Origin of the sequence: Caballeronia sp. NK8 (assembly GCF_018408855.1) — a bacterium.
Taxonomy (GTDB): domain Bacteria; phylum Pseudomonadota; class Gammaproteobacteria; order Burkholderiales; family Burkholderiaceae; genus Caballeronia.
In genome coordinates this window covers 132,595-158,533 of the sequence record NZ_AP024325.1, presented here as the reverse complement: position 1 = coordinate 158,533, position 25,939 = coordinate 132,595, and the positions used below count along the sequence as shown (strand labels likewise).

Sequence of the window (25,939 nt, the reverse complement as noted above, 5' to 3'; positions counted from 1 at the left end):
GAGCGCGCGCGAGGGCACGCGGACGGCGCGGTCCACGCGCCGCCGTCAGAAAATCAATCGAGGGAGAGAGCCTTACGAAACGCGCGCGTTCGCCACCGATTCCGCGCGCAGCCGGTCGTATTCCGTTTTCTCGACCGGCCGTGCATCCCGTTCGCCGAGCTGGCTGAGCGGAATGCGATACGTCTCCCGCGCGCTCCATGCCGCGATGGCCGCGATGATCGTCACCGCGAGCGTGATCGAGCCGATCAGAACCGGGATGTTGGTCGATCCCGGCGGCGCGACGGTCGCGAAGAGCGCGGGCAGGAGCGCCGTGATCGTCGTGCCGACGTTCTGCGAGATCGCCATCGCGGAGACGCGCGTGCGCGTCGGGAAGAGCTCGGGATAGAAGCTCGGGAAAATCGCGTTATAGCCCTGATAGACGATGCCCCACATCAGCAGCGACGCGACGATCGCCAGGCCGACGCTGTGAATGCTGATCGCGTAGAGATACAGATACGACATCAGGCCCGAGGCGATCGCGCCGAAGATGATCGGAGGTTTGCGCCCGATCTTGTCGGAGAGATTGCCGACGATCGGAATCACGATCACGGCGAGAATATTGCCGACGACCGGAATCCACAGATACACGCTCTTGTGAAAGCCGACGCCGTAGGCCGCCTGCACCGCGTAGGCCGCGCCGAAGATCGTCGCCACCACGGGAATCACGTTCATCAGCGCCATGCAGACGACGCGAATCATGTCGCCGAGGTTGTACTTGAAGGCCTCGACGATCGGCGAGCGCGGCACCGCGCCCTTTTCGCCTTCCTTCTCGAAGGCGGGCGTTTCGTGCACTTCACGCCGGATGATATAGCCCGCGATCAGCACGACTGCCGAGAGCAGGAACGGAATGCGCCAGCCCCACGAATTGAACGAGTCCTCGGGCATGTAGTACGCGAGCGGCAGGAACACCGCGGCCGCGAGAATCTGCCCGGCCTGCACGCCCTGCAGCGTGAAGCTCGCGAAGAAACCGCGCCGGCCGAATGGCGCGTGCTCCAGAATCATCGAACTCGCGCCGGAGATTTCGCCCGCGACCGCGAAGCCCTGGACGAGGCGCAGGATCACGAGCAAGGTCGGCGCGAGCATGCCGACGCTGTGGTAGGTCGGCAGCAGACCGACCGCCATCGTCGAGCCGCCCATCAGGAACATGCACAGCACGAGCACGGTCTTGCGGCCGTGCGTGTCGCCCCAGTGACCGAGCACGAACGCGCCGATCGGCCGCGCGACGTAGCCTACGCCGTATGTCGCCAGCGAGGCGACGATCGCCACTTTGGGGTTGCCGGATGGAAAGAAGAGTTGTGGAAAGATCAGCGCCGCGGCCTGCGCGTAGATGAAGAAATCGTAGTATTCGAGCGCGGAGCCTATCCAGCCGCTCGCGGTGGCCTTCTTCGTCTGCTTGTGGTGCTCGGCGTGCGACTCGCGTGATGCACCGGATGAGGCAGGCTTCGTGTCCATGACGTCTCCTTTTATGGGCTCGCCCGACGGTTTCTGCGGCCATCGTCGCGACGATGCTTCTATACCGATATCACAGTTGCCTTCTTTTCTCGACGGACGATGCCCGTTGCTCGCGCAACGGACATCCAGCCATCATCGCCCCTGTATCGAAAGCTTTCGATGAGGCAAAACCCGGGCGCCCCCAATCGATGAAAGGATTGAGCGATAAATTACTATGCCGGCGGAAAAACATAATCCAGCGCAAAGGAAAGTCAGAATGCGCTCCGGGCGAATAATCTATATCGACTCACCCGCGTCTTGCCTAAAGCTTGTGCAGACGGAGCCGTAAACACGAGTACCGGCGGTGACGGCATCGCCGCCGCCCTCATTTCGCCCTCTCGCTGGCCCGGTCTTCCGTATGTCAGGCAACCCGTCCTTGATCGATTCGATTCTGGCCACGCCACCGGCGACAGAGGACGGACGCATCACGGCCGCCATTCGCGCGTCGCTGCTGTCGACGCTCGTCGAGGACGTCCGCCCGCTCCTCTTGTCCGGCATCTCGAGCGCGTTCGTCGCGATGATCGCGCTCGGCCGCCTGCAGGCCGTCTGGACGATTCTCTGGGTCGCCGCCGATGCGCTGTTGCTCGCCGCGCGCCTGTTCATCGTGTGCCGCTATCGCGCGCTGAGCCGCCCGAGCGCGCCGCATCCCGGTCCGTGGGCCGCGCGTTACGCGCCGTTCGCGCTCGCGACGTGTCTCGTGACCGGCCTCGGCACGATGGCCTGCGTCATCTCCGGCGACGCCGTGCTGACCTCGCTCGCGATCATGGTGACGGCGGGCCTGCTCGGCGGCATCGCGTCACGCAACGCGGGCACGCCGCATCTGGCGATCGCGCAGGTGTGTCTCGGCGCGCTGCCGATCGGCGTCGGCGGGCTGTTCGGTCCGGCCGGTTACTGGATTCTCGTGCCGCCGCTCTTTCTCTACGCCGGCGCGATGGTCTCGGTCGTGCAGCGCCACTATCGCGGGCTCGTCGCGCTGATGACCGCCGAGCAGGGCCACGCCGAAATCGCCGCGCGCTTCGACGCGGCGCTCGCGCACATGCCACACGGCCTTTGCACGGTGGATGCGGCGGGCAAGGTGGTGATCGCGAACCGCAAGGCGGCCGAGTTGTTCGGCGCGACCGTCGAAATGCTGCGGCTGAACGTGTCCTTGCCGGAATTCATCGGCTATGTGGGTCTCGCGAAATTCGGCGAAGCGCTGCGCGCGCAGTTCTCCGAGCGCTGTGCGCAGTGGCTCAAGGACGGCAACCTGCCGCTCGATCTGCCGTTGCGCGATGGCCGGCATCTCGAACTGAGCCGCAACCCGGTGCCGGACGGCAGTTCGGTCATCATCATCGAGGACGTGACGGAGCGCCGCAAAGCCGAGGCGAAGATCCTGCACTGGGCGCATCACGATTCACTGACCGGCCTGCCGAACCGGCGCTATCTCGGCGATCACGCCGAGCGTCTGATGGCGGGCGGCGCGGGCCGCGACAAAGTGATGGTGATGTACGTCGATCTCGACGGCTTCAAGCGCGTGAACGACACCTACGGCCACAACGCGGGCGATGAATTGCTGAAGCTCGTCGCCGACCGCCTGCGTAACGTGATGCGTCACGGCGAACTCGCCGCGCGCCTCGGCGGCGATGAATTCGCGATCGTCGCGACCTATATCGCGGATGCGTCGATCGCGGCCTTCGCGCGCAAGATCATCCGCGAGCTGTCGGCGGCGTACGCGCTCGCGTCCGGGCAGACGCTGCGGGTGGGCGTGAGCATCGGCATCGCGCTCGCGCGGCCTTATGAGCCGTTCGAGAGCGCGCTGAAACGCGCCGATGCCGCGCTGTACGAGGCGAAATCCGAGGAACGCGGCGGCTATCGGTTCTCCGATCGCGACGGCGAAGCGGTGGCCAATGACGAGCAGGTCGTCGCCGCGTTGGGGGATAGAGGGCGGGCGTGGTAATCGGGACGACACATCACACGTTCGTATAACCGCGCCGAGTCGTTCGTAGAATGGCCAACGCACACGCGCATCCTTATCCTGATGTCATCGTCAGGCAAACGGAGCGCACCATGAGCGATACATCGACACGCAGGCTGTTATCGGGTTGCGCCGCCGTGCTGGCGTTCGGAACGTGGTATTCGGTGAACGCGCCGCACGACTGGAGCGCGCTCGATCGCGCCGGTTACGACACGGAATTGCCGCTGGAGCGCATCGCGCTCACCGAGGACATGGCGTCCATCACGACGCCGCAACCTTAAGCCGACTTCAGGGCCGCTGCGCGCGCGACGGCGTCGATGCGCCCTGCGGCATCTTCACGCCGAGGGCTTCGGCTTTCAGCACGAGATCGGCGAGCGAGCGCGCCGCCATTTTCTTCATCGCCTGGCCGCGATGAATCTTCACCGTGATTTCGCTCAGGCTCATTTCCGCCGCGATCTGCTTGTTCATCAGACCCGATACGACGAACGCCATCACTTCGCGCTCGCGCGGCGTCAGCGAATCGTACGAGCGCCGCAAGTCGGCCACCGAGCGGCTCGCCGCGCGCCGTTCCTGATCGGCCTCCAGCGCCTGCGCGACGGCATCGAGCATGTCCTGATCGCGGAACGGTTTGGCGAGAAAATCCTTCGCGCCGGCTTTCATCGCCTTCACCGTCATCGCGATATCGCCGTGCGCCGTCATGAAGACGATCGGCAAGCCGAGCTGGCTCGCGGCCATCTGCTCCTGCACCGCGAGCCCGCTTTGCCCCTTCAGACGCACGTCGAGAATCAGGCAGCTCGGTACCTCGGGCATGTCGTACGCGAGGAATTCATGCGCGGACGCGAACGTCATCACGCTCAGGCCGACCGAGCGCAGCAGCATGCGCAGCGCGTCGCGCATCGATTCGTCGTCGTCGACCACGTAGACCATCGCGCCGCTCGTCTTCGTGTCCGCGTCCCTGTCAATGCTCATCGTCTCCCCCTGCGTGTTCGGGCAGCACGAAGCGCAAGCGCGCGCCGCCTTCATCGGGCGATTCCGCCCAGATCCTGCCGCCGTGCGCCTCGATGATCGAACGGCAAATCGACAAACCCATGCCCATGCCTTCGGCCTTCGTCGTGAAGAACGCGTCGAAGAGGCGGCGGGCGTTGTCCTCGCTGATGCCCGTGCCGGAATCCTGCACCGTGATCTGCACACAGCCTTCATCGCTCAGACTCCCGCCCGTCGCGACGCGCAGCACGCGCGCCCCGTTCACGCCGGACATCGCCTGCGCGGCGTTCATGATCAGGTTGATGAGCACCTGCTGCAACTGCACGCGATCGCACTGCACGGTCGGCGCGGGCGTCGCGAGTTCGGTGCGAACCTCCACGCGATGACGCGCAAGCTCGCGCCGCACGAGTTCGATCGTCTCGCCGACGATCTCGTTCACATCGAGCGTGGCGGGCTGGCTGTCGCGCTTTCTCGCCATCGCGCGAATGCGTGCGATGACCTCGCTCGCGCGCCTGGCGTCGCGAATCATCTGCGTGATCGATTGCTGCGCCTCCGCGATTTCCGGCTGCGCGCGGTTGAGCCAGCGCAAGCCGGCGTCGCCGCTCGTGACGATCGCGGCCATCGGCTGCGTGACTTCATGCGCGATCGACGCGGCCAGCTCGCCCAGCATCGTGACCCGCGTGACGTGCGCGAGCTCGGCGGTCGAGCGCGCGAGCGCTTCCTGCGCGAGCTTGGTGTCGGTCACGTCCATGAGCGCGCCGACGTATTCATCGCCATCGGCTTCCGTCGATGCGCGATGCGCGACGAAATGCACGTGCTTCACCGTGCCGTCCGGCAACAGCAGACGATGCTCCACGTCGATGTCGCACGCGCCGTCGAGCGCCGCGTGATGCGCGCCGCGCACGATCTCGACGTCGTCGGGATGCGTGCGCGCGAGAATCGCGTCGATGGACAGTTCGATATCGCGCGGGTAATCGAAGATGCGATACGCCTCGTCTGACCACCACATCGTGCCGGCGGGCAGGCGCGTCGCGATGCTGCCCGTGCGCGACAGGCGTTGCGCGTCGAGCAGGAACGCCTCGCTGCGCTTCAACGCGTCGCGCTGACGCTGCAACTCCGCTTCCATGCGCTTGCGCTGCGTGATGTCGTTGCTCGTCGCGAGCACCGCGCGCGGCTGGCCTTTCGCATCGCGCAGCAAGGCCGCGCGGCTCGCGATCACGATCTCGCTGCCATCGTGGCGCACGCGCGTGATCTCGCCGTCCCAGCGGCCCGAGCGCAGCAGTTCCGCGCGGATCTGCGCGTGCGGCACGGGCGAGTGCGCCTGCGTCATGCGATGGATCGGCTGGCCGAGTGCCTCTTGCGCCGGACAGCCGTAGAGCGCTTCGGCGCCGCGATTCCAGAACGTGATGCGGTCGTTCATGTCGTGCGCGACGATCGCGTCGTGCGCGAGATTGAGCAGTTCGAGCTGCTCCTGCATCTTGGTCGTGGTGGCCTGATTGCGCAGCGAAAGGACGGCGGTCGTGCCGATCGCGACGAGACTCACCGCGCAGCGCGCGAGCGCGCCGCCCGACACGTTCTGGTCGTGCGAAAGAATGAAGCCGACGAGCGTCAGCACGACGCAGCCCCACGCGATGGTGACGGTCGCGGCGCGATTGCCCGTCGACGCGACGAGCAGCACGACGACCACATACAGCACCGCGATGGCGATATCGAGTGGCGTGAGGGCGTCGATCAGGAACACGCCCAGCGCGATGGCGGCCGCGAGCATCGACACGATGCGGGTATCGTGACGCGCCGCACGCGGCGCGCTCTGGAATGTCTCCATCACGGCCGGTCTGACGCCGGCGAATGGAAACGAACGACGAACGAGACGAGCGACTGGGTCATTGAGCGTTCGAAAAAGACGTTCGTTGAAAAGGTCGCGATTGGCGCGCGACGCATCGAAACCATGACGAAATGAATTCTAGCCCTTCAAAAAGCCTTGCCTGATGCGCTCCAGACAATCCGCGACCGCCGCGCCGTCGACAGGCTTGCCGAGAAAGCACACCGCGCCGCCGTCGAGCGCCTGACGGCGCGCGGCGTCGGAAGCGAATGCGGTGATGAACATGACCGGCACGCCCGGCTTCAGCTCGCGCAGGCGCTGTTGCAGTTGCAGGCCGGACATGCCGGGCATGTTGAGATCGGTGATGATGCACGCGAGACCGTCGAGCGAGTCATCGTCGAGAAACGACTCCGCCGACGGATACAGACTGACCTCCCAGCCAAGCGAGCGCAACAGGCTTGAAGAGGCGACGCGGACGGATTCGTCATCGTCGATCACGGAAACTCTCGATGGGGATTGCAAGGGCGTAGTCCTGGGCCGTGCGTGAATGTCGGCGGGCATGGGACAGGTCCACCGCCTGAATGAAGGTCATCTTACGCACGCGGCGTCGCCCGGAAAATCATATGTACGTATAGGTTTGAAGCGTTTGCTTCGAATCCGGCATTCCTGTGATGAAACCGGGTGGAGGGCGTGTCGAGCGCGTTGCGCGGCAAAACCGTATAGTCCCGATCTGCCTCCCTGGAAACCCTTATGTCGACTCCAACATCGACCGCGCTCGACGGCAAGCACGTCGAGCTCACGCGCGGCCTGATCGCGCTCTTCGCGTTCTGCTGCGGCGCGATCGTCGCCAATCTGTATTACGCGCAGCCGATCACCGAACTCATCGCGCCCGACCTGCACATGGCGGGCGGCACGGCGAGCCTGATCGTGTCGCTCACGCAGATCGGCTATGCACTCGGGCTGTTCTTCATCGTGCCGCTCGGCGACCTGCTGGAAAACCGAAAGCTCATGATCGCGACCGCGCTGGTATCGATCGCGAGCCTCACCGCCGCCACGTTCACGCACACGCCCGGCTGGTTTCTCGTGATCTCGCTCGCGATCGGCTTTTCGTCGGTGGCGGTGCAGATCCTGATTCCGCTCGCGGCGCACCTCGCGCCCGACGAATCGCGCGGCAAGGTGGTCGGCACCATCATGAGCGGGCTGCTGCTCGGCATTCTGCTGTCGCGGCCGATATCGAGTCTCGTCGCGGGTCACTTCGGCTGGCGCGCGATGTTCGGCGCCGCCGCCGTGCTGATGATCGGCATCACGACCGTGCTCGCGCTCACGATCCCGCGCCGTCAGCCGGATCACCGGGCGACGTACTTTCAATTGATCGGCTCGCTCGGCCATCTCGTGCGGACGATGCCGGTCCTGCGGCATCGCTCGCTCTATCAGGGGCTGATGTTCGCGTCGTTCAGTCTGTTCTGGACCGCGATTCCCGTCGAGCTGACGCGGCATTACGGGCTCACGCAGACGGCCATCGGCATCTTCGCGCTGATCGGCGCGACCGGCGCGACGTCCGCGCCCATCGCCGGGCGGCTTGCGGACGCGGGCCACACGGTGCGCGCGACGTTCATCGCGCTGATTCTCGCGGCCGTCGCGTATCTGCCGGTGGTGATTCATCCGGCATGGGGCGTCGGCGCGCTCGTCGTGACCGGCATCGTGCTCGATTTCGCCGTGCAGATGAACATGGTGCTCGGCCAGCGCGAAATCTACGCGCTGCACGCGACGAGCCGCAACCGGCTGAACGCGGTGTACATGACGAGCATTTTCGTCGGCGGCGCGATCGGTTCGGCGTTCGCGAGCCCGCTTTACGAGCGCGGCGGCTGGACGCTCGTCGCGAGCGTCGCGACGGTGTTTCCGCTCATCGCGCTGGCGCATTTCATCGTGATCGGCCGGCATCACGCGGCCCGCACCTATACGCAAGGATGATCCGGCTGTATGCACGGCTGATGGCGTGGAGCGCTTAGCGAACGTATCTTGATTCCATCGATGACATGATCGGAATCGGAGGTAAAGCGGACATGGACAAGCTCTTCAGCATGCGCGTGTTCTCGCGCGTCGCCGAAACCGGCAGCTTCAGCGGCGTCGCCAAGGACATGGATTGCAGCGTGGGCATCGTGTCGCGCGCGGTCGTGTCGCTCGAAGACGAGCTGCGCACGCGGCTTTTGCAGCGCACGACGCGCCGCGTATCGCTCACCGACAGCGGCGAGCGTTACTACCGCAAGTGCAAGACGATTCTCGCCGAAATCGACGCCGCCGACGCCGAAGCCAGCGACGCCACCACGATCCCGCGCGGCCGCCTGCGGGTGCATGCGGTGCCCGATCTGGGCCTCACGCAACTGATGTCGACGATCGTGGAATACCGGCGCGCGCATCCGCAGGTGACGGTCGATCTGAAACTGCTGCCGGGCATGCCGGACCTCGTGCAGGAGCAGTTCGACGTGTCGGTGCTGTCGGCGGCCTCGCTGCCCGATTCGGGCCACACCTACCGCATTGTTGGGCGCTTTCAGCGCGTGCTCGTCGCGGCGCCGGCGTATCTCAAGCGTCACGCGGTGGAATCCGTCGGCGACCTGCCGATGCACGCGCTCACGCGCATCAACGCACCGTTCGCGCATCCGTGCGACTGGCACGCGGAACTCGCATCCGGCTGGACCGGCAACGCCGAAGCCGCCGATCAGATCGTGGTGAACGACGCCGAAGCGATTCGCGTCGCGCTGGTGGCGGGCGCGGGCGTCTCGGCGATGCCGCATTATTTCGTCGCCGACGACATCAGCGCGGGTCGTCTCGTGCGCCTCTTTCCCGACTATCCGCTGCGGGGCGCGAGCGTGTACGCGGTCTATCCGTCGCGCCAGCACGTCGACGCGAAGATCAGGACTTTCGTCGAGTTTCTGGCGACGTCGCTACAGGGAAAGTTCGACGTGAGCGCCGGCCGCGCGGCGCGCGCTGTGACGAGCGCGCCGCAACTGGTCACGGCTTAGGAATGCGAATGCGGCTGATCATCAGCGAGCCGGAAATCGCATAGATCAGCACGAGCGGATGCAGCGTGAAGCCGCCGAAACGCACCGTGCCGAGCCACATGCTCTCGCCGATCGCGCCGGACCACGCGCCGATGGTCAGCAACAGCACGATGACGAACGACGTGGGAATCGGCGTGCCCTCGAAGTGCGTGACCTTGCCGCTCGCGCCCGACATTTCCTCGGTCGTCACGTTATAGCGCGCGAGACGCGACACGCCGCACGCGACGAAATACGCCAGAATCACGCGGTCATACAGCCCGCGCATGCCGAATCCATAGCCGATGATCGCCGGCGCGACGCCGAACGAGATCACGTCGGCGAGCGAATCCAGTTCCTTGCCCAGAAGCGACGCCTTCTGACGCCATCGCGCAATGCGGCCGTCGAGCACGTCGAAAACGAGCGCCGCGAACACCAGCGCGCAGGCGAGGTAGATATGCAGGACGTCGGAATCGTCGAGGTAGGACATCGACGAGAACAGCGCGCCCGTGCCGCACACCGCATTACCCAGCGTGAACCAGTCGGCCAGGTGGAAATCGCGGATCATCGAGAATCGTTTGGCTTTCATTCGTTTCTGTTTTCGTGACGTTCGGGCGGCACCGGCGGTCGGCGTCGCGAGGCGTTCAAGTCTATCATCGCACCCTCTTTCCCAAGCACCTGGCATGCCCGGCAAACCTGCACGCGAACGTACAGGTTTGTGTTAAGCTACGCGGCATCCGCATCGTCATCGGGATATCCGCCATGCCCGCGCTTCTCACCATCCGCGACGCCGCCGAGCGCCTGCAAGTCACGCCGCGCACGCTCAAGTACTACGAGGAGCGCGGACTTGTCACGCCCACGCGCAGCGAAGGCCGCTACCGGCTCTACAGCGAGCAGGATCTGGAGCTGTTTGCGCGGATTCTGCGCCTGCGCTCGCTGGGATTCTCGCTGCAGGGCATCGTCGAGATGCTGAAGCGGCCGATGGAAACGCAAGGCGAAGGCCGCACCGGTTACTCGGCGTCCTCCTTGCGCGAAATCGAAGCAGCGCTGTCGCAGCAGATCGAAGCGGTGGATGCGCGCATCGCCGCCGTGCGCCGCGAACTGAAGGAAGCACAGGCGGTGCGCAGCGAACTCGCCGGCGACCTCGACTATCTGCGGCGGAGAATTGCGGGCGAAAGCAAGGAAACGCTGTTGCAGGAACGCATGGCCGCGCGCAAGCCGCGCAAGGATATCGACGAATGACCACGGCTTCGTTTCGATATCCGAAGCAAATCGCCGGGCGTTTTCGTGGCGACCTGTTTCCTTGGGCCATCGCGCTCGCCACGGGTCTCGATTACTTCGACAATTCCGTCTTTTCGTTCTTCACGAGCTATATCGCGGGCGGCATCAATGCAACATCCGATGAGCTCGTGTGGGCATCGAGCGCGTATGCGGTGGCGTCCGTGCTCGGCATCCTGCTGCAGCAATGGTGGATCGAGCGGCTCGGCAACCGGCGCTATATCGCGGGATGTCTGCTGCTTTTCGCGGCGGGCGCGGTGGCGGCGACGCTGTCCGAATCGGCTATCGAACTGGCGCTCGCGCGCGGCTTTCAGGGCTACTTCATCGGTCCGATGATGAGCGCCGCGCGCATCCTGATCCAGACGCGCTTCAGTGCGCAAGAGCGCCCCGCCGCGACGCGCCGCTTTCTCAACATGATTCTGCTCGGCACCGCGCTCGCGCCCTTGTGCGGCGGGTATCTGGTCGCCTCGCTGGGCTGGCGCGCGCTCTTTTCGTGCACCGCGTTCGCGGGCGTCGCGCTCGGCGTGCTGGCGTTCTTCGCCGTGCCGTCTTCGGGACGCGTGCAGCCCGACGCGCGCGGCGACGCGCATTTCTGGCCGTACATTCTCTTCGCGTTCGCGCAGGGCGCGCTGCAGATCGTCATGCAGCAGGTGCGTTTCGAGCTTTTCAGCACGTCGCCCGAGTTGATCGTGCTGACAGTCGCCGGGCTGCTGTCGCTCGGATGGTTCGTGTGGCATCAATGGCATCATCCGAAGCCGTTGTTGCGGCTGCATGCGCTGCGCGAAAAGACGTTTCAGGTGGGCATCGTGCTGTACATCGCGTTCTATTACATCAACAACGCGATGAGCTTTCTCGTCTCGCGCCTGCTCGAAGGCGGCCTCGGTTATCTGGTGGAAAACGCGGGGCGGCTCGTCGGCTTCACGTCGATGGTTTCACTCGCGATGGCGGTCGTCTATTTTCGCTATTCGTCGCGCATCAAACACAAGAAGTGGATGATCATGACCGGCTTTCTGATGGCCGCGTTCATCGGCACATGGATGATCAATCTGCCGCCCGATGTCAGCATGCCGTGGCTCATCGCGCCGATGATCCTGCGTGGCATGCTGCTGCTCTTCATCGCGTTGCCGGTCGCGAACCTGACGTTTCGCGTCTTCGCAATCGATGAATACAGTCACGGTTATCGCTTCAAGAACATCGTCAAGCAACTGACCTATTCGTTCTCGACGGCGACGATCATCATTCTCGAACAGCATCGCGTCGCGCTGCATCAGACACGGCTCGTCGAAGCGGTCAATCCGTTCAACCCGACTTTTCAGAGTGTGTATCAAAGCCTGATCGGCACGTTCGAACACATGGGGCGCAGCGCGTCCGAGGCCAGGAGCCTGGCGCTCGTCGAGATCAGCCGCGTCGTTACGCAGCAGGCGAATTTTCTCAGTTCGCTCGATGGCTTCTACTACATCATCGGCATTGCGCTCTGCGCGAGCGTGGTGGCGGCGTGGCAGACGCGCATCGATTGAACCGCCGCGCCGCAAAAGTGGAATTCGATCCCTCCATGTGCAATCATGCGACTCGTGTTCGGCAGAGCGCGTGAGAAAAGGATGCGGATCCGAATGGGCTTCAGACATGCAATAGCACTGGCGAGCCTGATGCTGGCTTGCGCTTCCTCGCTTGCCGCGACCCTCGCGATCAATGTCGGCGGCGAACGCTCGCTCACGACCGATCAGTTGCTCGCGCGCCCCGACGCCGCCACGATCCGCGTGCCGAACGACGTCACGTTCCACCGCACGATGACGTATCGCGCGGTGCCGCTGCGCGCGCTGCTCGGCATCACGACATTGCCCGAAGGCAAGGAATTGCAGATAACCGGCACCGATGGCTTCGTCACGCACCTGTCGGCGAAGTTGCTCTTTAGCGCCGCGAAGCAGCGCGCCGAACCGTGGCTCGCGATCGAACCGCCCGACGCGCCGTGGCCGCAAGCGCCGGGCATCGGCGATATCGGTCCGTTCTATGTCGTGTGGATCGATCCGGGCGCGTCGGGCGTCAGCAGCGAGCAATGGCCCTTCAAGGTCGATGCGATCCGCATCGCGCCGACGCTCGCCGCGCGGTTTCCGCAAATCGCCGTCGACAAGAGCGTGCCCGCCGATTCGCCGATTCGCCGCGGACAGACCGTGCTCGCGACGCAATGCATGGTCTGCCACAAGATGAACGGCGCGGGCGATGCCTCGATGGGCCCCGACCTCAACCTCCCGCACAACCCGACCGAATACTTCCAGCCGTGGGTGCTGAAGTCGTTCATCCGCAATCCAAAGTCGATCCGCGCCTGGCCCGACATGAAAATGCCCGGCTTCGACAAAAACGCCATCAGCGACAGCGATCTCGACGCCGTCATCGCGTATCTCGGTTACATGGCGAAACACCGGAAGTAAGCGGGCACTGCGGGAAATCCCCACGTTTCATCGCGTCAACATTGCATACAATGTTGATGTTAGCCATCGAAACGGACGCATCGTGCCGCAGATCGAGCCAGTTTTGCATACAATCCCGCCCGAAGCAGCGCGTTCCGCGGACGACGTCTACGTCGCCATCAAGGACGCGCTCGCCGGCGGTCAGTACGGCGCCGGCCAGTATCTGCGCGAGGAAGTGCTGGCGAGAAGCCTCGGTGTGAGCCGCACGCCCGTGCGCGAAGCCTTGCGTCGGCTGGATGCCGAAGGCTGGGTCGAAACGCGCCCGAACTACGGCGTGCGCGTGAAGGCGTGGACCTTGCAGGACGCGCGCGAGATCTTCGAGGCGCGCCTTCTGATCGAGCCGTATCTCGCCGGGCGCGCGGCGCTTTCGATCGGCGCATCGGATATTGCGCGTCTCAAAGAACTGGCCGACGCGATGCTCGCCATCACCCAGCATCCGACGACCGCCGAATCCTGCGAAGCGTGGTTCACCGCGAACGGCGAATTCCACGCGATCATCACGGCCGCCGCGAACAACGCGCGTCTCGACCGCTCGCTCAGGTCGATGAAGGAAACGCCGCTCATCAAATGGACGTTCGACACCTACGATGACCGCGACCGCGAGCGCAGCGCGCGACAGCACTTCGAAATCGTACTCGCGCTCGAACAGCGCAACGCCGCGTGGGCGGAAGCCGTCACGCGCTGCCATATCCTCGCCGCCGAAAAGGCGGTGCTCGACCGCCACGACAGGGAACATTCCGCGTTCCAGCCTTGAGCGGTTCGAGTCATAACAGCATCGGCACCGGAGACACGACATGGCGGCCACAGACAGCATGACGATCAGCACTGTAAACGCGGGTCCCCGCCTCGACCGATTACCGATCTCGGGCTTTCACAAGCGCGTGTTATGGCTGATCGGCGCGGGCATGTTTCTCGATTCCTTCGATGTCTATCTCGCGGGCGGCGTGCTCGGCGCGCTCTCGAAGACCGGCTGGTCGACGATGCAGCTCAACGCCGCGTTCCTCTCGTCGACCTTCATCGGCATGTTGATCGGCGCGTTCACGGCGGGCGTGCTCGGCGATGCGAAAGGCCGCAAGTTCACCTATCAGTTCAACCTCGCGGTGTTCGGCCTCGCGTCGCTGGCGGGCGCGTTCGCGCCGGACATGACGTGGCTCATCGTGTGCCGCTTCTTCATGGGGCTCGGCCTGGGCGCGGAGATCGTCGTCGGCTATGGCTCGGTGGGCGAGTTCATGCCGCCCGCGGTGCGCGGCAGATGGTCGGCGTATCTTTCGCTGATCACGAACTCGGCGCTCTTTTTCTCGACCTTCCTCGGCTATCTCATCATTCCGACGATCGGCTGGCGCGCGATGTTCGCGATCGTCGGCGTCGGCGCGATGGTCGTCTGGGTGATCCGCAAGAAGATGCCCGAGTCGCCGCGCTGGCTCGAATCGAAAGGCCGTTATGAGGAAGCCGAAGCGATCCTGCGCGCCGCCGAAGAAGAGTCGTCGCGCCACGCGCCGCTGCCGCCCATCGACGATACGCCGCGCACCGTGACGAAGAAGACCACGTTGCTCGAACTCTTCTCGCCTTCGCAGATTCGCCGCACGTTCGTGTCGATCGTCGTGCAGATCGCGATCAACATGGTGATCTACGGCTTCATCGTGTGGGTGCCGACGTTCCTGATGAAACAGGGCGTGGGCATGGCGTCGTCGCTCGGCTATTCGTCGCTGATGGCGCTCGGCGGGCCGGCGGGCGCGCTGTTGGGCGTACTCGTCGCTGACCGGATCGGCCGCAAGAACGGGCTGATCGCGGTCGCGGTGCTGGCGGCGGTGATCGGCTGGCTGTATGGAAATTCCACTGGCGTCGCAATGGCGACGCTGCTCGGCTTCCTGCTCTTCACGCTGACGTATCTGATGGTCGCGCTCGGCATCGCGACGTACATTCCCGAGCTTTTCGCCACCGAGAACCGCATGCGCGCGAACGGCATCGCGGGCTGCGCGGGGCGCATCACCGGCATTTTCGCGCCGCAACTCGTCGTCGTGATGTACGCGGCGGGCGGCGTGAAGGACGTGCTGTCGATGATCATCGGCGCGCTCATCGTGATGGCCGTCGTGCTGGCGATGTTCGGCATCGAGACGAATCGCCGTTCGCTGGAAGACATCGCGCCAACGCCTGCCACCGACGACGCGCTCGCGGCCGCGGCGCTGTCGCGCGAATCACATCGTTGAAACTTTCCAAGGAAATCGTCATGAGCGTTACGCATGCAGACAAGCGTCAGGCACTGAAAGCGCGATTCGCGCGCAAGGAGATCGTCACCGCGCCGGGCATCTTCGACATGATCTCCGCGAAGATGGCCGACTCGATGGGCTTCGAATGCCTCTATATGACGGGCTTCGGCACGGTCGCGTCCTACCTCGGTCTGCCGGACGCGGGGCTTGCGACCTATACCGACATGGTCGATCGCGTGGCGGCGTTTTGCGGCGGCACCAACACGCCGATGATCTGCGATGGCGACACGGGTTACGGCGGATTGCTGAACGTCGCGCATACGGTGCGCGGTTACGAGCAGGCGGGCGCGGCGGGCATTCAGCTCGAAGATCAGGAGTTCCCGAAGAAATGCGGTCATACGCCGGGGCGGCGCGTGATCGCGCTCGAAGACATGGTGCGCAAGATCAAGGTCGCGGTGGAAAGCCGAAGCGACGGCAATTTCCAGATCGTCGCGCGAACCGACGCACGCACGTCGCTCGGGCTCGATGAAGCGTTGCGTCGTGGCGAAGCCTATGCGAAGGCCGGCGCGGATGTGCTGTTCATCGAATCGCCGGAGAGTGTCGAGGAACTGGAGAAGATCGGGCGCGCGTTCGACATGCCGCTGCTCGTGAATGTCGTCGAAGGCGGACGCACGCCGCAGCTTGCGCCCGAGGAATTGCAGAAGCTCGGATTTTCGCTGGCGATTTATCCGGCGTCGGGTTTTCTGTCTGTCGCGAAGGCGCTCAAGGATGTCTATGGCGAGATTCTCGCGCGCAAAGGCACGATGAGCGCTTCAGCCGCGATGTATCCGTTCCCCGAGATGTGCGAGTTGATGGGATTCCCGGAAGTGTGGGCATTCGACCGGGCGCACGCGGACTGACGATATCCGCCCTCACGCGAGCGCCGCGACGCAGTCGATCTCGATGTCGAAGCCGCCCGGCCACGCCGGCACGTTGATGAAGATGCGTGCCGGCGGATTCGGTCCGAAGAAGCGTCCGTAGACGGCGTTCACGACAGGAAACGCATCCACGGACGTGCAATAGACATTGCACTTCAACACCTGATCGAGCGACGAACCCGCCGTCTCGACGCACAGCTTCAACTGCTGAAGCACCAGTTCCGTCTGCCGTTCGATGGTTGCATTCGCAACGACTTCGCCGGTTTCCGGATCGAACGGCGGAAAGCCCGACACGTAGACCGTATCGCCGTGACGCGCGACGGCGGACGTCGGTGCCTTGAATCGTTCGAGCCAGGTCGAAAGCGGTTCGACGCGGATAAGTTCGCGGGCCATGTGCATGTTCTCCTTTGCGTAAGGAACTATCCGCGCGCGTCGAATATTCCATTGAGGTCATTGCCCGCCGCCGCGTCCTTGAACCCGTCGAAGCGCCCTTCGCCGAGTCCCTGCGCCGCGCGGATGAACCCGCCCCACGCCGCCCGCGCGAGTCCCCCGCCGACGCTCACGCGCCGCACGCCGAGCGCGGCGACATCGCTCAAAGTGAATTCGGATACGCCGCCGATCAGCAGATTCACCGGCTTCGGCCCGACCGCCTTGACCACCGCCTCGATCTGCTCGCGTGTCTTGATGCCCGGCGCGTAGAGGCAATCCGCGCCCGCATCGGAATAGGCCTTGAGACGCGCGATCGCATCGTCGATATCGGGCTTGCCTGCGAAGAAATTCTCCGCGCGGCCGACGAGCAGCGTGTCGCCGCCGCTTTCATCGATCGCGCGCCGCGCCGCCTTCATGCGCGCCACGGCGACATCGACCGGAAAGAGCGGCGCCGCTGCATCGCCGGTCGAGTCTTCGATCGACAAGCCCGCGACGCCCGTTTCCACCGCCAGCTTCACGCTCTGCGCGACTTCCTCCGGCGTCGCGCCGAAGCCGCTTTCGAAGTCCGCGTTCACGGGCAGGTCGGTCGCCTCGACGATCTCGCGCAAGTGCGCGAGCACGGCGTCGCGCGTCACGTGGTTATCCGCGTAGCCTCGCGACCAGGCGAAACCGGAACTCGTCGTCGCGAGCGCCTTGAAGCCGAGTGTCGCGAGATAACGCGCGGAACCGACATCCCAGGGATTCGGCAACATGAAACAACCGGATTCGTGCAGCGCGCGAAAAGCCGCGCGTTTCTCGGCGACGGTGCGGGGCATACGGGTCTCCTGTCGATCTGCGAGTCGGAATGTAGACGATACGCGATCGCGCAAAAACGCGCTGATCACTAAGTCTCTCTTAAGCAAACGCCCACTACGCTTGACCCCTTTCCCATCCCATGAGAAACGACATGGAGCAAGCAAAGCATGCACTCACCAAGGTTCCGGAGCTGACGCTCGCGTTCTGGGTCATCAAGATCGCGGCGACGACGCTCGGCGAAACCGGCGGCGACGCGCTTTCGATGTCGATGAATCTCGGCTATCTGATGAGCACGTTCATCTTCGCGGCGGTTTTCGTCGTCGCGGTGATCGCGCAGATCAGGGCGGATCGGTTTCAGCCCGCGCTCTACTGGATCACCATCATCGCGACGACGACCGTCGGCACCACGCTCGCCGACTTCGCCGACCGCTCGCTCGGCATCGGTTACGCGGGCGGTAGCGCGATCCTGTTCGCGCTGCTGCTTGCGTCGCTCGTGGTGTGGCATCGCGTGATGGGCTCGGTATCGGTATCGACGATCGCATCGCCGAAAGCCGAAGCGTTCTACTGGGTGACGATCATGTTCTCGCAGACGCTCGGCACCGCGCTCGGCGACTGGACCGCCGACAGCGCGGGCTTCGGCTACACGGGCGCGGCGATGATCTTCGGCGGCCTGTTGCTGCTGATCGTGCTTGCGTACTACTTCACGGAGGTGTCGCGCACCGTGCTGTTCTGGAGCGCGTTCATTCTGACGCGGCCACTCGGCGCCGTGGTCGGCGACTTTCTCGACAAGCCGGTCGCGAACGGTGGACTCGCGATGAGCCGCTATGGCGCGTCGATCGCACTCGCGATGTTCATCGTCGTGTGCGGGTTGTTGTTCAGGCAACGGGCAGCGCGCGTGGCGCATTGAGGCTTCGCGCAAAAAAAAGCGGCGGTCCCGTAGGACCGCCGCGCTTTGGCCTACTTCTGCTGCTACTTCTTCAGATCGAAACGATCGAGGTTCATCACCTTGGCCCAGGCCGCGACGAAGTCCTTCACGAACTTCTCCTGCGCATCGCTGCTCGCATAGACTTCGGCGAACGCGCGCAGCACCGAATGCGACCCGAAGATCAGGTCGACACGGCTGCCGGTCCACTTGCGCTGACCCGTCTTGCTGTCGCGCCCTTCGAACACATCGCGGGCCGACGACATCGGCTGCCATTCCGTGTTCATGTCGAGCAGGTTGACGAAGAAGTCGTTCGTCAGCGTTTCGGGCTTGTCGGTGAAGACGCCATGCGTACCCTTGCCGGACCCGTTCAGCACGCGCAATCCTCCGATGAGCGCGGTCATCTCCGGTGCGGTCAGCGTCAGCAGTTGCGCCCGGTCGATCAGCAACGCTTCGGAAGGCACGCGCACGTTGGACTTGATGAAGTTGCGAAAGCCGTCGGCGACCGGTTCGAGCGCCCCGACCGATTGCACGTCGGTCTGGTCCTGCGTGGCGTCCATGCGGCCCGGCGTGAACGGCACCGTGACCTTGTGACCGGCCTTCTCGGCGGCCTTTTCGATCGCCGCGCCGCCCGCCAGCACGATTAAATCGGCTATCGAGATCTTCTTGCCGCCGGATTGCCCGCCGTTGAATTCGCCCTGAATGCCTTCGAGCGTCTTCAACACCTTCGCAAGCTGCTCCGGCTCGTTCGCTTCCCAGTCCTTCTGCGGGGCGAGGCGAATGCGCGCGCCGTTGGCGCCGCCGCGCTTGTCGGACCCACGGAACGTCGATGCCGATGCCCACGCCGCCGACACCAGTTCGGAGATCGACAGCCCCGACGCCAGCACTTTCTGCTTGAGCGCCGCGACCTCTTCATCGCCGACCAGCGGATGATCGACTTCCGGAATCGGGTCTTGCCACAGCAGTTCTTCCGACGGCACTTCAGGCCCGAGATAGCGCGCCTTCGGACCCATGTCGCGGTGCGTCAGCTTGAACCACGCGCGGGCGAAGGCATCGGCGAACTGGTCGGGGTTCTCCCAGAAGCGCTTCGAAATCGTCGCGTATTCCGGATCGAAGCGCAGCGACAGGTCCGTCGTCAGCATGGTCGGCTTGATCTTCTTCGATGGATCGTGCGCGTGCGGCACGGTCTCCGCCGAATCCTTCGCGACCCATTGATTCGCGCCCGCCGGACTCTTCGTCAGCTCCCATTCGTGTCCGAACAGGCTTTCCCAGAAGCCGCTGCCCCACTTCGTCGGCGTGGTGGTCCAGGTGACTTCGAGACCGCTCGTGATCGTGTCCGCGCCCTTGCCGCTGCCGTAGCTGCTCTTCCAGCCGAGGCCCATGTTCTCCAGATCGGCGGATTCCGGCTCGGGGCCGACGTTGTCCGCCGGACCCGCGCCGTGCGTCTTGCCGAAGGTGTGTCCACCGGCGATCAGCGCGACGGTTTCCTCGTCGTTCATCGCCATGCGCGCGAAGGTCTCGCGGATGTCGTGCGCTGCCGCGAGCGGATCGGGATTGCCGTCCGGGCCTTCCGGGTTGACGTAGATCAGACCCATCTGCACCGCGCCGAGCGGGTTCTCCAGATTGCGGCCGGCGTCGGTGCGGCTGACTTCCTCGCCGTGTTTCTGGACATCGGCGGTGATCACGCCCTGATCGTCGTCGTTGCCCGCCGCGCCCTTGCCGTAGCGGACATCGCCGCCGAGCCAGGTTTTCTCATTGCCCCAGTAGACGTCCTGATCCGGCTCCCACGTGTCCTCGCGGCCGCCTGCGAAGCCGAAGGTCTTGAAGCCCATCGTTTCGAGCGCGACATTGCCCGCCAGAATAATGAGGTCGGCCCAGGAAAGTTTCTGGCCGTATTTCTGCTTCACCGGCCAGAGCAGACGCCGCGCCTTGTCGAGGCTGACGTTGTCCGGCCAGCTATTGAGCGGCGCGAAACGCTGCTGGCCGCGCCCGCCGCCTCCCCGTCCATCGCCGATGCGGTAGGTGCCCGCGCTGTGCCACGCCATGCGGATGAACAGCGGACCGTAGTGGCCGAAGTCGGCGGGCCACCAGTCCTTCGAATCGGTCATCACCGCTGCGAGGTCCTGCTTGACCGCGGCGAGATCGAGGCTCTTGAATGCTTCGGCGTAGTCGAAACCCGTATCCAGCGGATTCGACTTGCCGGAATGCTGATTCAGCAGATCCACCCGTAGTTGCCGCGGCCACCAGTCGCGGTTCGTCGTTCCTGTGCCGGCGGCATGCGTAAACGGGCACTTCGATTCGTTCGACATGCGTTATCTCCTTGCGAGGACGTACCCACTAGTTTTTCTACTACTCACTTCCAAGGCGTCAGGCTTGCGTGCGTTCCGTGCTGCACGAACCTGGTCCAGAAAGGGTTGTCGCGGCGCGCGGCGGACGAGCGCGACTCGTCCCGGCAGCCTTCCTCATCTTGAAAAATACGTGAGAGCGACGCTCAATAGAATGCGATTTTTGCAATGCCGCCGATAGGTGACGGCTATAAGCCGACGGCGCTTTCGAGATGCGCGTGCTTGCTGCACTGCGGGATGACGAGCGACGCGTCATGGCGCGATGGGCCGGCGTGCCTGACTTCGATTCGTCATGAAAGCTCCTTCCAGAGGGTGTAGGGATCGGGCTCGACGGACCAGCGCAACTCGTCGCGCGTGTTTCGCGCGAATGGGCAGGGTCTTTCAGTCTAGCAGCGTCTCGGTCGGTTGGCAGACGGAATGCGCGGGACGAGGACCGCGTCTAGTCGTCCGTTCGGGAAATGGTCGGAAATCGTTGCGTGTTGGAGGATTTGACAACACATCAGGGTGTTGTCAAAATGTCCAACACAAAGGCCAGTCTCATTGCGAAGGTACGCGAGGCGTATTCGCACAATGCGTTCGTCGAAGTAACCATATGGCACGTTCCGCGGCCGGTACCGGGATGTACGCATGCGTACAAGTACAGGCTTGCGTACGTCGTATCGAACGAGTGCGTCCTGCGCTACGACAACGAGCAAGGGAAAGGCGATCACCGCCATTTCGTCGACGGTGAAACGGCTTATGAATTTACTTCCGTCGGGCAGCTTTATTCAGATTTCCTAACCGATGTGAAGCTCTGGAACAGATGGAGGTTGAGATGATGAAGACCGTCACGATTGGCATCGCTTCACTGGAAGAGGTCGGCGAAAGGGTCTTGGCGGCCGTCAAGAGCGGCAAGTTCCAGGGTCACTTCTTCTCCTACGCCACCCCCGAACTGCTCTTCCGCACCTTCACGACCCCACGCTGGCAGATCATCCGGGCGATGACCGGCGCCGGCCCCATGTCCATCCGTGAGCTCTCGAGGCGAATCGAACGCGACGTGAAGGGTGTGCATCGCGATGTCACGGCGCTCCTCGAAGCCGGCCTGCTGGAGCATGACGAGCACGGCGCCATCGTCTTTCCGTTTGACACTGTGCATGTCGATTTCACGCTGAAGGCAGCCGATCTCGCACCGCCCGCCGCCACGGCACGCAAGGCGCTCGCTCCCGCCATCGATGAAGTTCACGAGCAGGCGCCGCGCACCCCGCGTCGACGCGCGGCGCCGCGCAAGCGCGACCCCCGCCCGGCAGGCAGCCGCTGACGACCGCCCGACTCAGCTCCAGTCGTCCATGTCGTGCCGGATACTGTGACGATTCGCGATGAGTTCGTCCACGCTCGGCTCGTTGTTCATCGCGCGCTGAATCGCGAGCTTCGTCGCCTCGTAGTTCGTGCGATACATGTCCTTCTTGTCGAGGTTCGCGTCCGTCGCGCAGCGCGGATCGATCCACACGAGGCTGATGATGCACAGATCGTTCGCCTGATCCTTCGGCAGGATACCTTCGATCAGGCAATCGACCACGGCATCGGCGGTCGCGGACTGCACGACGCCGCCGAACAGGTCGATATTGCCCATGTCCTTCAGCGTCACCTTCGGAACGATCATCGTCGCGGGGCGCACCATCTGATTGCACGCGCGAATCGCGAACATGGCGGTGTGGCCTTTCGACTGCGCCATCATGTTGGCGAACGCGTGGCCCACCGGCCCGTCGACGCGGCCAATCAGAATTTCCGGCATTGCATCGGTCGCTTGTCCCGGGGCGGCCAGCACGGTTGCTTCGCCGGCACGGAACGTCAGATCCAGACTCATGAGCACTCTCCTTTTGGGGCGGAACGATGTTTCGATAAACCGAAGGGACGTCCACACGCAAGGACGATGCCATCGCCGTTGCCCGGGGTTCCATCCCACGCTCACGACAGACTGCTCCCGCCGCGTGACACACTGTGCGGGACGGCGTTTTCCCTGTCCTCCCTGTTTCGGGTGGGGGTGCGGTTCGCCACGCGCCCTTAACGTGGCAAGCGTGCGGCATGCGCTACGAGCGAGCGCGGCCGAACCTGACTTGCACCCTGCGGCGCGCCGCTGCGCGCCCATCATCGAGCCGACCCGGACCATGAATTCACTCGACGGTTACAGGCCACGCGCGGCGTGGATGACGACCCTGATGCTGACGGCGCTTGCCCTCATCAACTTCCTCGACAAGATCGTGCTCGGCATGGTTGCCGTGCCGCTCATGCGCGAACTGAACCTGTCGCCGGCGCAATTCGGCGTCGTCGCGGGAAGTTTCTTCTGGCTGTTCGCCGTATCGACTGTACTGGTCGGGTTCCTCTCGAACCGGATCCAGACGCGCTGGCTGCTGCTCGCGATGGGCATGATCTGGGCCGTGCTCCAGATTCCACAGGCGCTCTTCAGCAGCATGGCGGCGTTTCTCGTGAGCCGCGTCGTGCTCGGCGCGGCGGAAGGCCCGTTCTATCCGGTGTCGGTCCACGCACTCTACAAATGGTTTCCCGACGAAAAGCGCAACATGCCGGTCGCGTTTCTGAATCAGGGCGCCGTCGTCGGCCTGCTGCTCGCAGGGTTGCTGATTCCGGTCATCACGCATCACTGGGGCTGGCGGACCAACTTCATCGTGCTCGGCATCATCGGCGCGGTGTGGAGCGTGCTGTGGCTGGGCGTCGGACGCGAGGGCAATCTCGTGCAGCGCGCTCGCGGGCCCGCGAGCGCGCCGCTTCAGAAAGTGCCCTATCGCAGGCTGCTGAGCAACCCGACAATCCTCTGCGTGTTTTTTCTCGGCTTCGCCGGCTACTGGATGCTCGGCGCGAACATGACCTGGCTGCCGACCTATCTGGAGCAGGCGCTCGGCTACTCGGGCATCACGTCGGGACGATGGTTCGCGCTCGTGATCGCCACGGCGGCGCCGTTCAGTCTCGGGCTCAGCTGGCTGTCGCAGCGCATGCTCGCGCGGGGCGCAACGTCACGCAGTGCGCGCGTGCGTTTGCTGTGTGCGGCGTTTGTGGGCGGCGCGTGTCTGTACTTTGCGTTGATGTTGCCGGGTCTTTCGCCTGGCCAGAAGGTCGCGGTGTTCGCGCTGGCGGGCGCGTTGCCTACCGTGTGTTTTGCGCTCGCGCCTGCGCTGTTGTCGGAAGTCGTGCCGGATGCGCAGCGTGGCGCGCTCATCGGTATTCATACGGCGCTTGCGAGCACGGGCGCCGCGATCGCGCCGATGCTGATTGGCCGGATCGTGCAGGCGCACGGCAATACGAGCGCGCACGCGTACGAACTCGGTTTCGCTACGAGCGCGGGCATGTTGATTGCCGCTGCGCTTGCGGCCTTGCGTTGGTTGCATCCGGAGCGGTCCAGGGGCGGTTCGCGGGAACGGATCGCTACTACGGCCGCCTGAGGGCGCGGCTATGGCGGGTTTCGCCGGATCCGGCGAAAAACCTACCGCGAAACCTTCGCACGATAAGCAAACCGGTCCCCACGAAACACCAGCTCGGCGCAACAAAGCGCATTGCCCTGGATATCGAATGGCGTACAGCGTACGCGCAATAGCGGCGTCCCCGGCTCAACCTTCAGCCGCCGGGCGTAATCCTTGGTGGCGGCGATCGCCGCGCTCTCCGTTTCGACGTGTTTGAGCCGATAGCCAAGCCGCTCCTCGAAGATGCTCATCACGTCGTTCGTCTCGAGATCCTCGGCGACGAGCGCGTCGATGAGCGCCGCGTCCCCCATCACCATGAACAGCGCCACCGGCACGGCATCCCACAGCCGCAGCGTCGTAGCGCACACGAGCGAGTCGCCTTCCTCGAGGCCAAGCGAGCGCACCGCAAACGGCGGCGCCGCAACCGACCGCACCGACAGCAACTCGCCGTGCGCCGTCTGGCCACGCTTGCGCGCCGCCTCGTAGAAGCCCGTCAGTTGCCCGAGGTCCGAGCGCTCGGCAGGACGCGTCACGAAACTCCCCTTCCCGTTGATCTTCTCGATCAACCCGCTCGCATGCAGACCCGCGAGCGCCTGCCGGATCGTGATGCGGCTCACGCCGTGTAGCGCGACGAGCTCGGCTTCCGACGGAAGCTTCACGCCCGGCGCGAGATCGTTTGAGACGATCCGCTGCCGCAACGCGTCTTCGATCTGCTTGAAACGAGGCTGTGTCATGGCGCCTTCTTTTCCTGTTCGATGGACGGCAACGATAGCGACGATTGTAGCTGTCATGACAGGCTAGGGGTTTTGCCCGGTATACCTGTTATGACAGGTGGTGCGACGATGCCAACGAGCGTCGCCGCTCGCGAACCTCCTTTGGCGACGCCCGATCCACAGGAGAACACCATGCTGCAAGCCGTTCCAGCCGCTGACGAGCGCGATGAAAACTGGCCCTTCACCGTCGAGCGCGCGACTCCGGCGATCGGCGCGTATATCGGCGGCATCGATTTGCGCGAGCCGCTCGGCGAACCGGCCTGTCTCGCGCTGCGCCGCGCGCTCATCCGCTACAAGGTGTTGTTCTTCCGCGACCAGGAAATCACGGCGGCGCAACACGTCGCGCTTGCGCAGCGCTTCGGCAAGCTGGAAGTGCATCCGGTTTTCGCCCATCACCCGGATCATCCGGAACTCGTCCTGTTCGACAAATCGGGCGAAAAGCGCGGCCACGAAAACATCTTTCACAGCGACGTTTCGTGGCGCGAAGTGCCGTCGATGGGCTCGATCCTGCGTTGCGTCGAATGCCCGCGCGTCGGCGGCGACACCATCTGGGTCAACATGGCGCTCGCGTATCAAAAGCTGCCCGAGGACGTGAAGACGCGCATCGTGAATCTGCAGGCGGTGCACGACATGCTGCCGCTGTTCGGCAAGGTTCTGTCGCCCGAGCAGCGCGTGGGCGTGCGCACGCGCAATCCGCCAGTCACGCATCCGGTCGTGCGCGCACATCCGGAATCGGGCGAGAAGATTCTCTTCGTGAACGAAGCGTTCACCACGCACTTCGCCAATTTCGCCGATACCACTGCGTTCCGCTTCGGCTTCGATCTCAAGCTGGCCGAGATGGACCTGCTCCAGTACCTGTTCCGGCAGGCCGCGGCGCCGGAATATCAGGTGCGCCTGAAGTGGGAACCCAACACGATCGCCTTCTGGGACAACCGCGCGGCCCAGCACTACGCGGTGCAGGACTATTACCCCGCCGTGCGCCGCATGATGCGCGCGACGATCATCGGCGACCGTCCGGTCTGAGCGCGTCGCCG

At 64.3% G+C, this 25,939-nt stretch carries 25 protein-coding genes; 15 read left to right on the top strand and 10 right to left on the bottom strand.

The features are described 5' to 3' along the window. Nucleotides 1-72: 72 nt before the first annotated feature. On the bottom strand, nucleotides 73-1,491 hold the full coding sequence (locus NK8_RS26315; RefSeq protein WP_162070161.1) for an MFS transporter: 1,419 nt from the start codon (nucleotides 1,489-1,491) through the stop codon (nucleotides 73-75). Nucleotides 1,492-1,888: 397 nt separating this feature from the next. Here NK8_RS26315 and NK8_RS26310 point away from each other — a divergent pair, with 397 nt between their 5' ends. After that, a complete protein-coding gene (locus tag NK8_RS26310) occupies nucleotides 1,889-3,466 on the top strand; it encodes a sensor domain-containing diguanylate cyclase (RefSeq protein ID WP_213232635.1) in 1,578 nt (525 codons plus the stop codon). A 110-nt stretch (nucleotides 3,467-3,576) separates the two neighbouring features. Beyond that, on the top strand, nucleotides 3,577-3,765 hold the full coding sequence (locus tag NK8_RS26305; protein ID WP_225936472.1) for a hypothetical protein: 189 nt from the start codon (nucleotides 3,577-3,579) through the stop codon (nucleotides 3,763-3,765). A 7-nt stretch (nucleotides 3,766-3,772) separates the two neighbouring features. On the opposite strand, the gene NK8_RS26300 is transcribed toward NK8_RS26305, so the two are convergent. From NK8_RS26300 to NK8_RS26290, 3 genes are all read right to left on the bottom strand, one after another. Next, complete coding sequence (locus NK8_RS26300) at nucleotides 3,773-4,453, bottom strand: response regulator transcription factor (RefSeq protein ID WP_162070163.1); 681 nt, start codon at nucleotides 4,451-4,453, stop codon at nucleotides 3,773-3,775. Next, nucleotides 4,443-6,293 (bottom strand): ATP-binding protein, encoded by a 1,851-nt coding sequence (locus NK8_RS26295; RefSeq protein WP_213233212.1) that lies wholly within the window; start codon nucleotides 6,291-6,293, stop codon nucleotides 4,443-4,445. The genes NK8_RS26300 and NK8_RS26295 overlap by 11 nt, the downstream gene beginning before the upstream one ends. 138 nt (nucleotides 6,294-6,431) lie before the next feature. Then, nucleotides 6,432-6,788, bottom strand: coding sequence for a response regulator transcription factor (locus tag NK8_RS26290; RefSeq protein ID WP_162070164.1), 357 nt, complete (start codon nucleotides 6,786-6,788; stop codon nucleotides 6,432-6,434). 252 nt (nucleotides 6,789-7,040) lie between these two features. Here NK8_RS26290 and NK8_RS26285 point away from each other — a divergent pair, with 252 nt between their 5' ends. Then, nucleotides 7,041-8,261 (top strand): MFS transporter, encoded by a 1,221-nt coding sequence (locus tag NK8_RS26285; RefSeq protein WP_213232634.1) that lies wholly within the window; start codon nucleotides 7,041-7,043, stop codon nucleotides 8,259-8,261. Nucleotides 8,262-8,353: 92 nt separating this feature from the next. Beyond that, complete coding sequence (locus tag NK8_RS26280) at nucleotides 8,354-9,310, top strand: LysR family transcriptional regulator (RefSeq protein WP_162070166.1); 957 nt, start codon at nucleotides 8,354-8,356, stop codon at nucleotides 9,308-9,310. On the opposite strand, the gene pssA is transcribed toward NK8_RS26280, so the two are convergent. After that, a complete protein-coding gene (gene pssA, locus NK8_RS26275; RefSeq protein ID WP_162070167.1) occupies nucleotides 9,300-9,914 on the bottom strand; it encodes a CDP-diacylglycerol--serine O-phosphatidyltransferase in 615 nt (204 codons plus the stop codon). The two genes, NK8_RS26280 and pssA, sit on opposite strands and share 11 nt — an antisense overlap. Nucleotides 9,915-10,087: 173 nt before the next feature. Between pssA and NK8_RS26270 the strand changes: the two genes are divergently transcribed. The 6 genes from NK8_RS26270 to NK8_RS26245 all read left to right on the top strand — a co-directional run bounded on the left by NK8_RS26270 (nucleotide 10,088) and on the right by NK8_RS26245 (nucleotide 16,174). Beyond that, complete coding sequence (locus NK8_RS26270; protein WP_213232633.1) at nucleotides 10,088-10,567, top strand: MerR family transcriptional regulator; 480 nt, start codon at nucleotides 10,088-10,090, stop codon at nucleotides 10,565-10,567. Further along, on the top strand, nucleotides 10,564-12,120 hold the full coding sequence (locus NK8_RS26265) for an MFS transporter (protein WP_213232632.1): 1,557 nt from the start codon (nucleotides 10,564-10,566) through the stop codon (nucleotides 12,118-12,120). The genes NK8_RS26270 and NK8_RS26265 overlap by 4 nt, the downstream gene beginning before the upstream one ends. Nucleotides 12,121-12,213: 93 nt before the next feature. Further along, nucleotides 12,214-13,029 (top strand): cytochrome c, encoded by an 816-nt coding sequence (locus NK8_RS26260; RefSeq protein ID WP_213232631.1) that lies wholly within the window; start codon nucleotides 12,214-12,216, stop codon nucleotides 13,027-13,029. Nucleotides 13,030-13,132: 103 nt separating this feature from the next. Beyond that, entirely contained in the window at nucleotides 13,133-13,822 is a 690-nt protein-coding gene (locus tag NK8_RS26255) for a GntR family transcriptional regulator (protein WP_225936471.1), read from the top strand. Between the two features lie 40 nt (nucleotides 13,823-13,862). Further along, nucleotides 13,863-15,275: an MFS transporter gene (locus tag NK8_RS26250; RefSeq protein ID WP_213232627.1), complete on the top strand. Its 1,413-nt coding sequence runs from the start codon at nucleotides 13,863-13,865 to the stop codon at nucleotides 15,273-15,275. A 20-nt stretch (nucleotides 15,276-15,295) separates the two neighbouring features. Further along, nucleotides 15,296-16,174, top strand: a complete 879-nt coding sequence (locus NK8_RS26245) for an oxaloacetate decarboxylase (protein WP_162070173.1) — start codon at nucleotides 15,296-15,298, stop codon at nucleotides 16,172-16,174. A 12-nt stretch (nucleotides 16,175-16,186) separates the two neighbouring features. Here the strand turns inward: NK8_RS26245 and NK8_RS26240 are convergent, their stop codons facing one another. Then, a complete protein-coding gene (locus NK8_RS26240) occupies nucleotides 16,187-16,585 on the bottom strand; it encodes a RidA family protein (RefSeq protein ID WP_061177458.1) in 399 nt (132 codons plus the stop codon). A gap of 26 nt (nucleotides 16,586-16,611) precedes the next feature. Next, nucleotides 16,612-17,436: an oxaloacetate decarboxylase gene (locus NK8_RS26235; RefSeq protein ID WP_213232626.1), complete on the bottom strand. Its 825-nt coding sequence runs from the start codon at nucleotides 17,434-17,436 to the stop codon at nucleotides 16,612-16,614. Nucleotides 17,437-17,567: 131 nt separating this feature from the next. Between NK8_RS26235 and NK8_RS26230 the strand changes: the two genes are divergently transcribed. Next, nucleotides 17,568-18,323: a hypothetical protein gene (locus NK8_RS26230; protein WP_213232625.1), complete on the top strand. Its 756-nt coding sequence runs from the start codon at nucleotides 17,568-17,570 to the stop codon at nucleotides 18,321-18,323. A gap of 62 nt (nucleotides 18,324-18,385) precedes the next feature. Here the strand turns inward: NK8_RS26230 and katG are convergent, their stop codons facing one another. Further along, nucleotides 18,386-20,647, bottom strand: coding sequence for a catalase/peroxidase HPI (katG, locus tag NK8_RS26225; RefSeq protein WP_213232624.1), 2,262 nt, complete (start codon nucleotides 20,645-20,647; stop codon nucleotides 18,386-18,388). A gap of 494 nt (nucleotides 20,648-21,141) precedes the next feature. Here katG and NK8_RS42915 point away from each other — a divergent pair, with 494 nt between their 5' ends. After that, on the top strand, nucleotides 21,142-21,501 hold the full coding sequence (locus NK8_RS42915) for a DUF6516 family protein (protein ID WP_367657810.1): 360 nt from the start codon (nucleotides 21,142-21,144) through the stop codon (nucleotides 21,499-21,501). Then, nucleotides 21,498-21,980: a transcriptional regulator gene (locus tag NK8_RS26220; protein WP_367657809.1), complete on the top strand. Its 483-nt coding sequence runs from the start codon at nucleotides 21,498-21,500 to the stop codon at nucleotides 21,978-21,980. Before NK8_RS42915 ends, NK8_RS26220 begins: the two co-directional genes overlap by 4 nt. A 12-nt stretch (nucleotides 21,981-21,992) precedes the next feature. On the opposite strand, the gene fae is transcribed toward NK8_RS26220, so the two are convergent. Further along, entirely contained in the window at nucleotides 21,993-22,526 is a 534-nt protein-coding gene (gene fae / locus NK8_RS26215) for a formaldehyde-activating enzyme (protein WP_162070178.1), read from the bottom strand. 301 nt (nucleotides 22,527-22,827) lie between these two features. Here fae and NK8_RS26210 point away from each other — a divergent pair, with 301 nt between their 5' ends. Further along, nucleotides 22,828-24,114: an MFS transporter gene (locus NK8_RS26210; protein ID WP_213232622.1), complete on the top strand. Its 1,287-nt coding sequence runs from the start codon at nucleotides 22,828-22,830 to the stop codon at nucleotides 24,112-24,114. Between the two features lie 41 nt (nucleotides 24,115-24,155). On the opposite strand, the gene NK8_RS26205 is transcribed toward NK8_RS26210, so the two are convergent. Then, nucleotides 24,156-24,866: a GntR family transcriptional regulator gene (locus NK8_RS26205; RefSeq protein ID WP_213232621.1), complete on the bottom strand. Its 711-nt coding sequence runs from the start codon at nucleotides 24,864-24,866 to the stop codon at nucleotides 24,156-24,158. A gap of 171 nt (nucleotides 24,867-25,037) precedes the next feature. On the opposite strand from NK8_RS26205, the gene NK8_RS26200 reads away from it, so the two are divergent. After that, nucleotides 25,038-25,928, top strand: a complete 891-nt coding sequence (locus NK8_RS26200; RefSeq protein WP_225936469.1) for a TauD/TfdA family dioxygenase — start codon at nucleotides 25,038-25,040, stop codon at nucleotides 25,926-25,928. Nucleotides 25,929-25,939 lie beyond the last annotated feature (11 nt).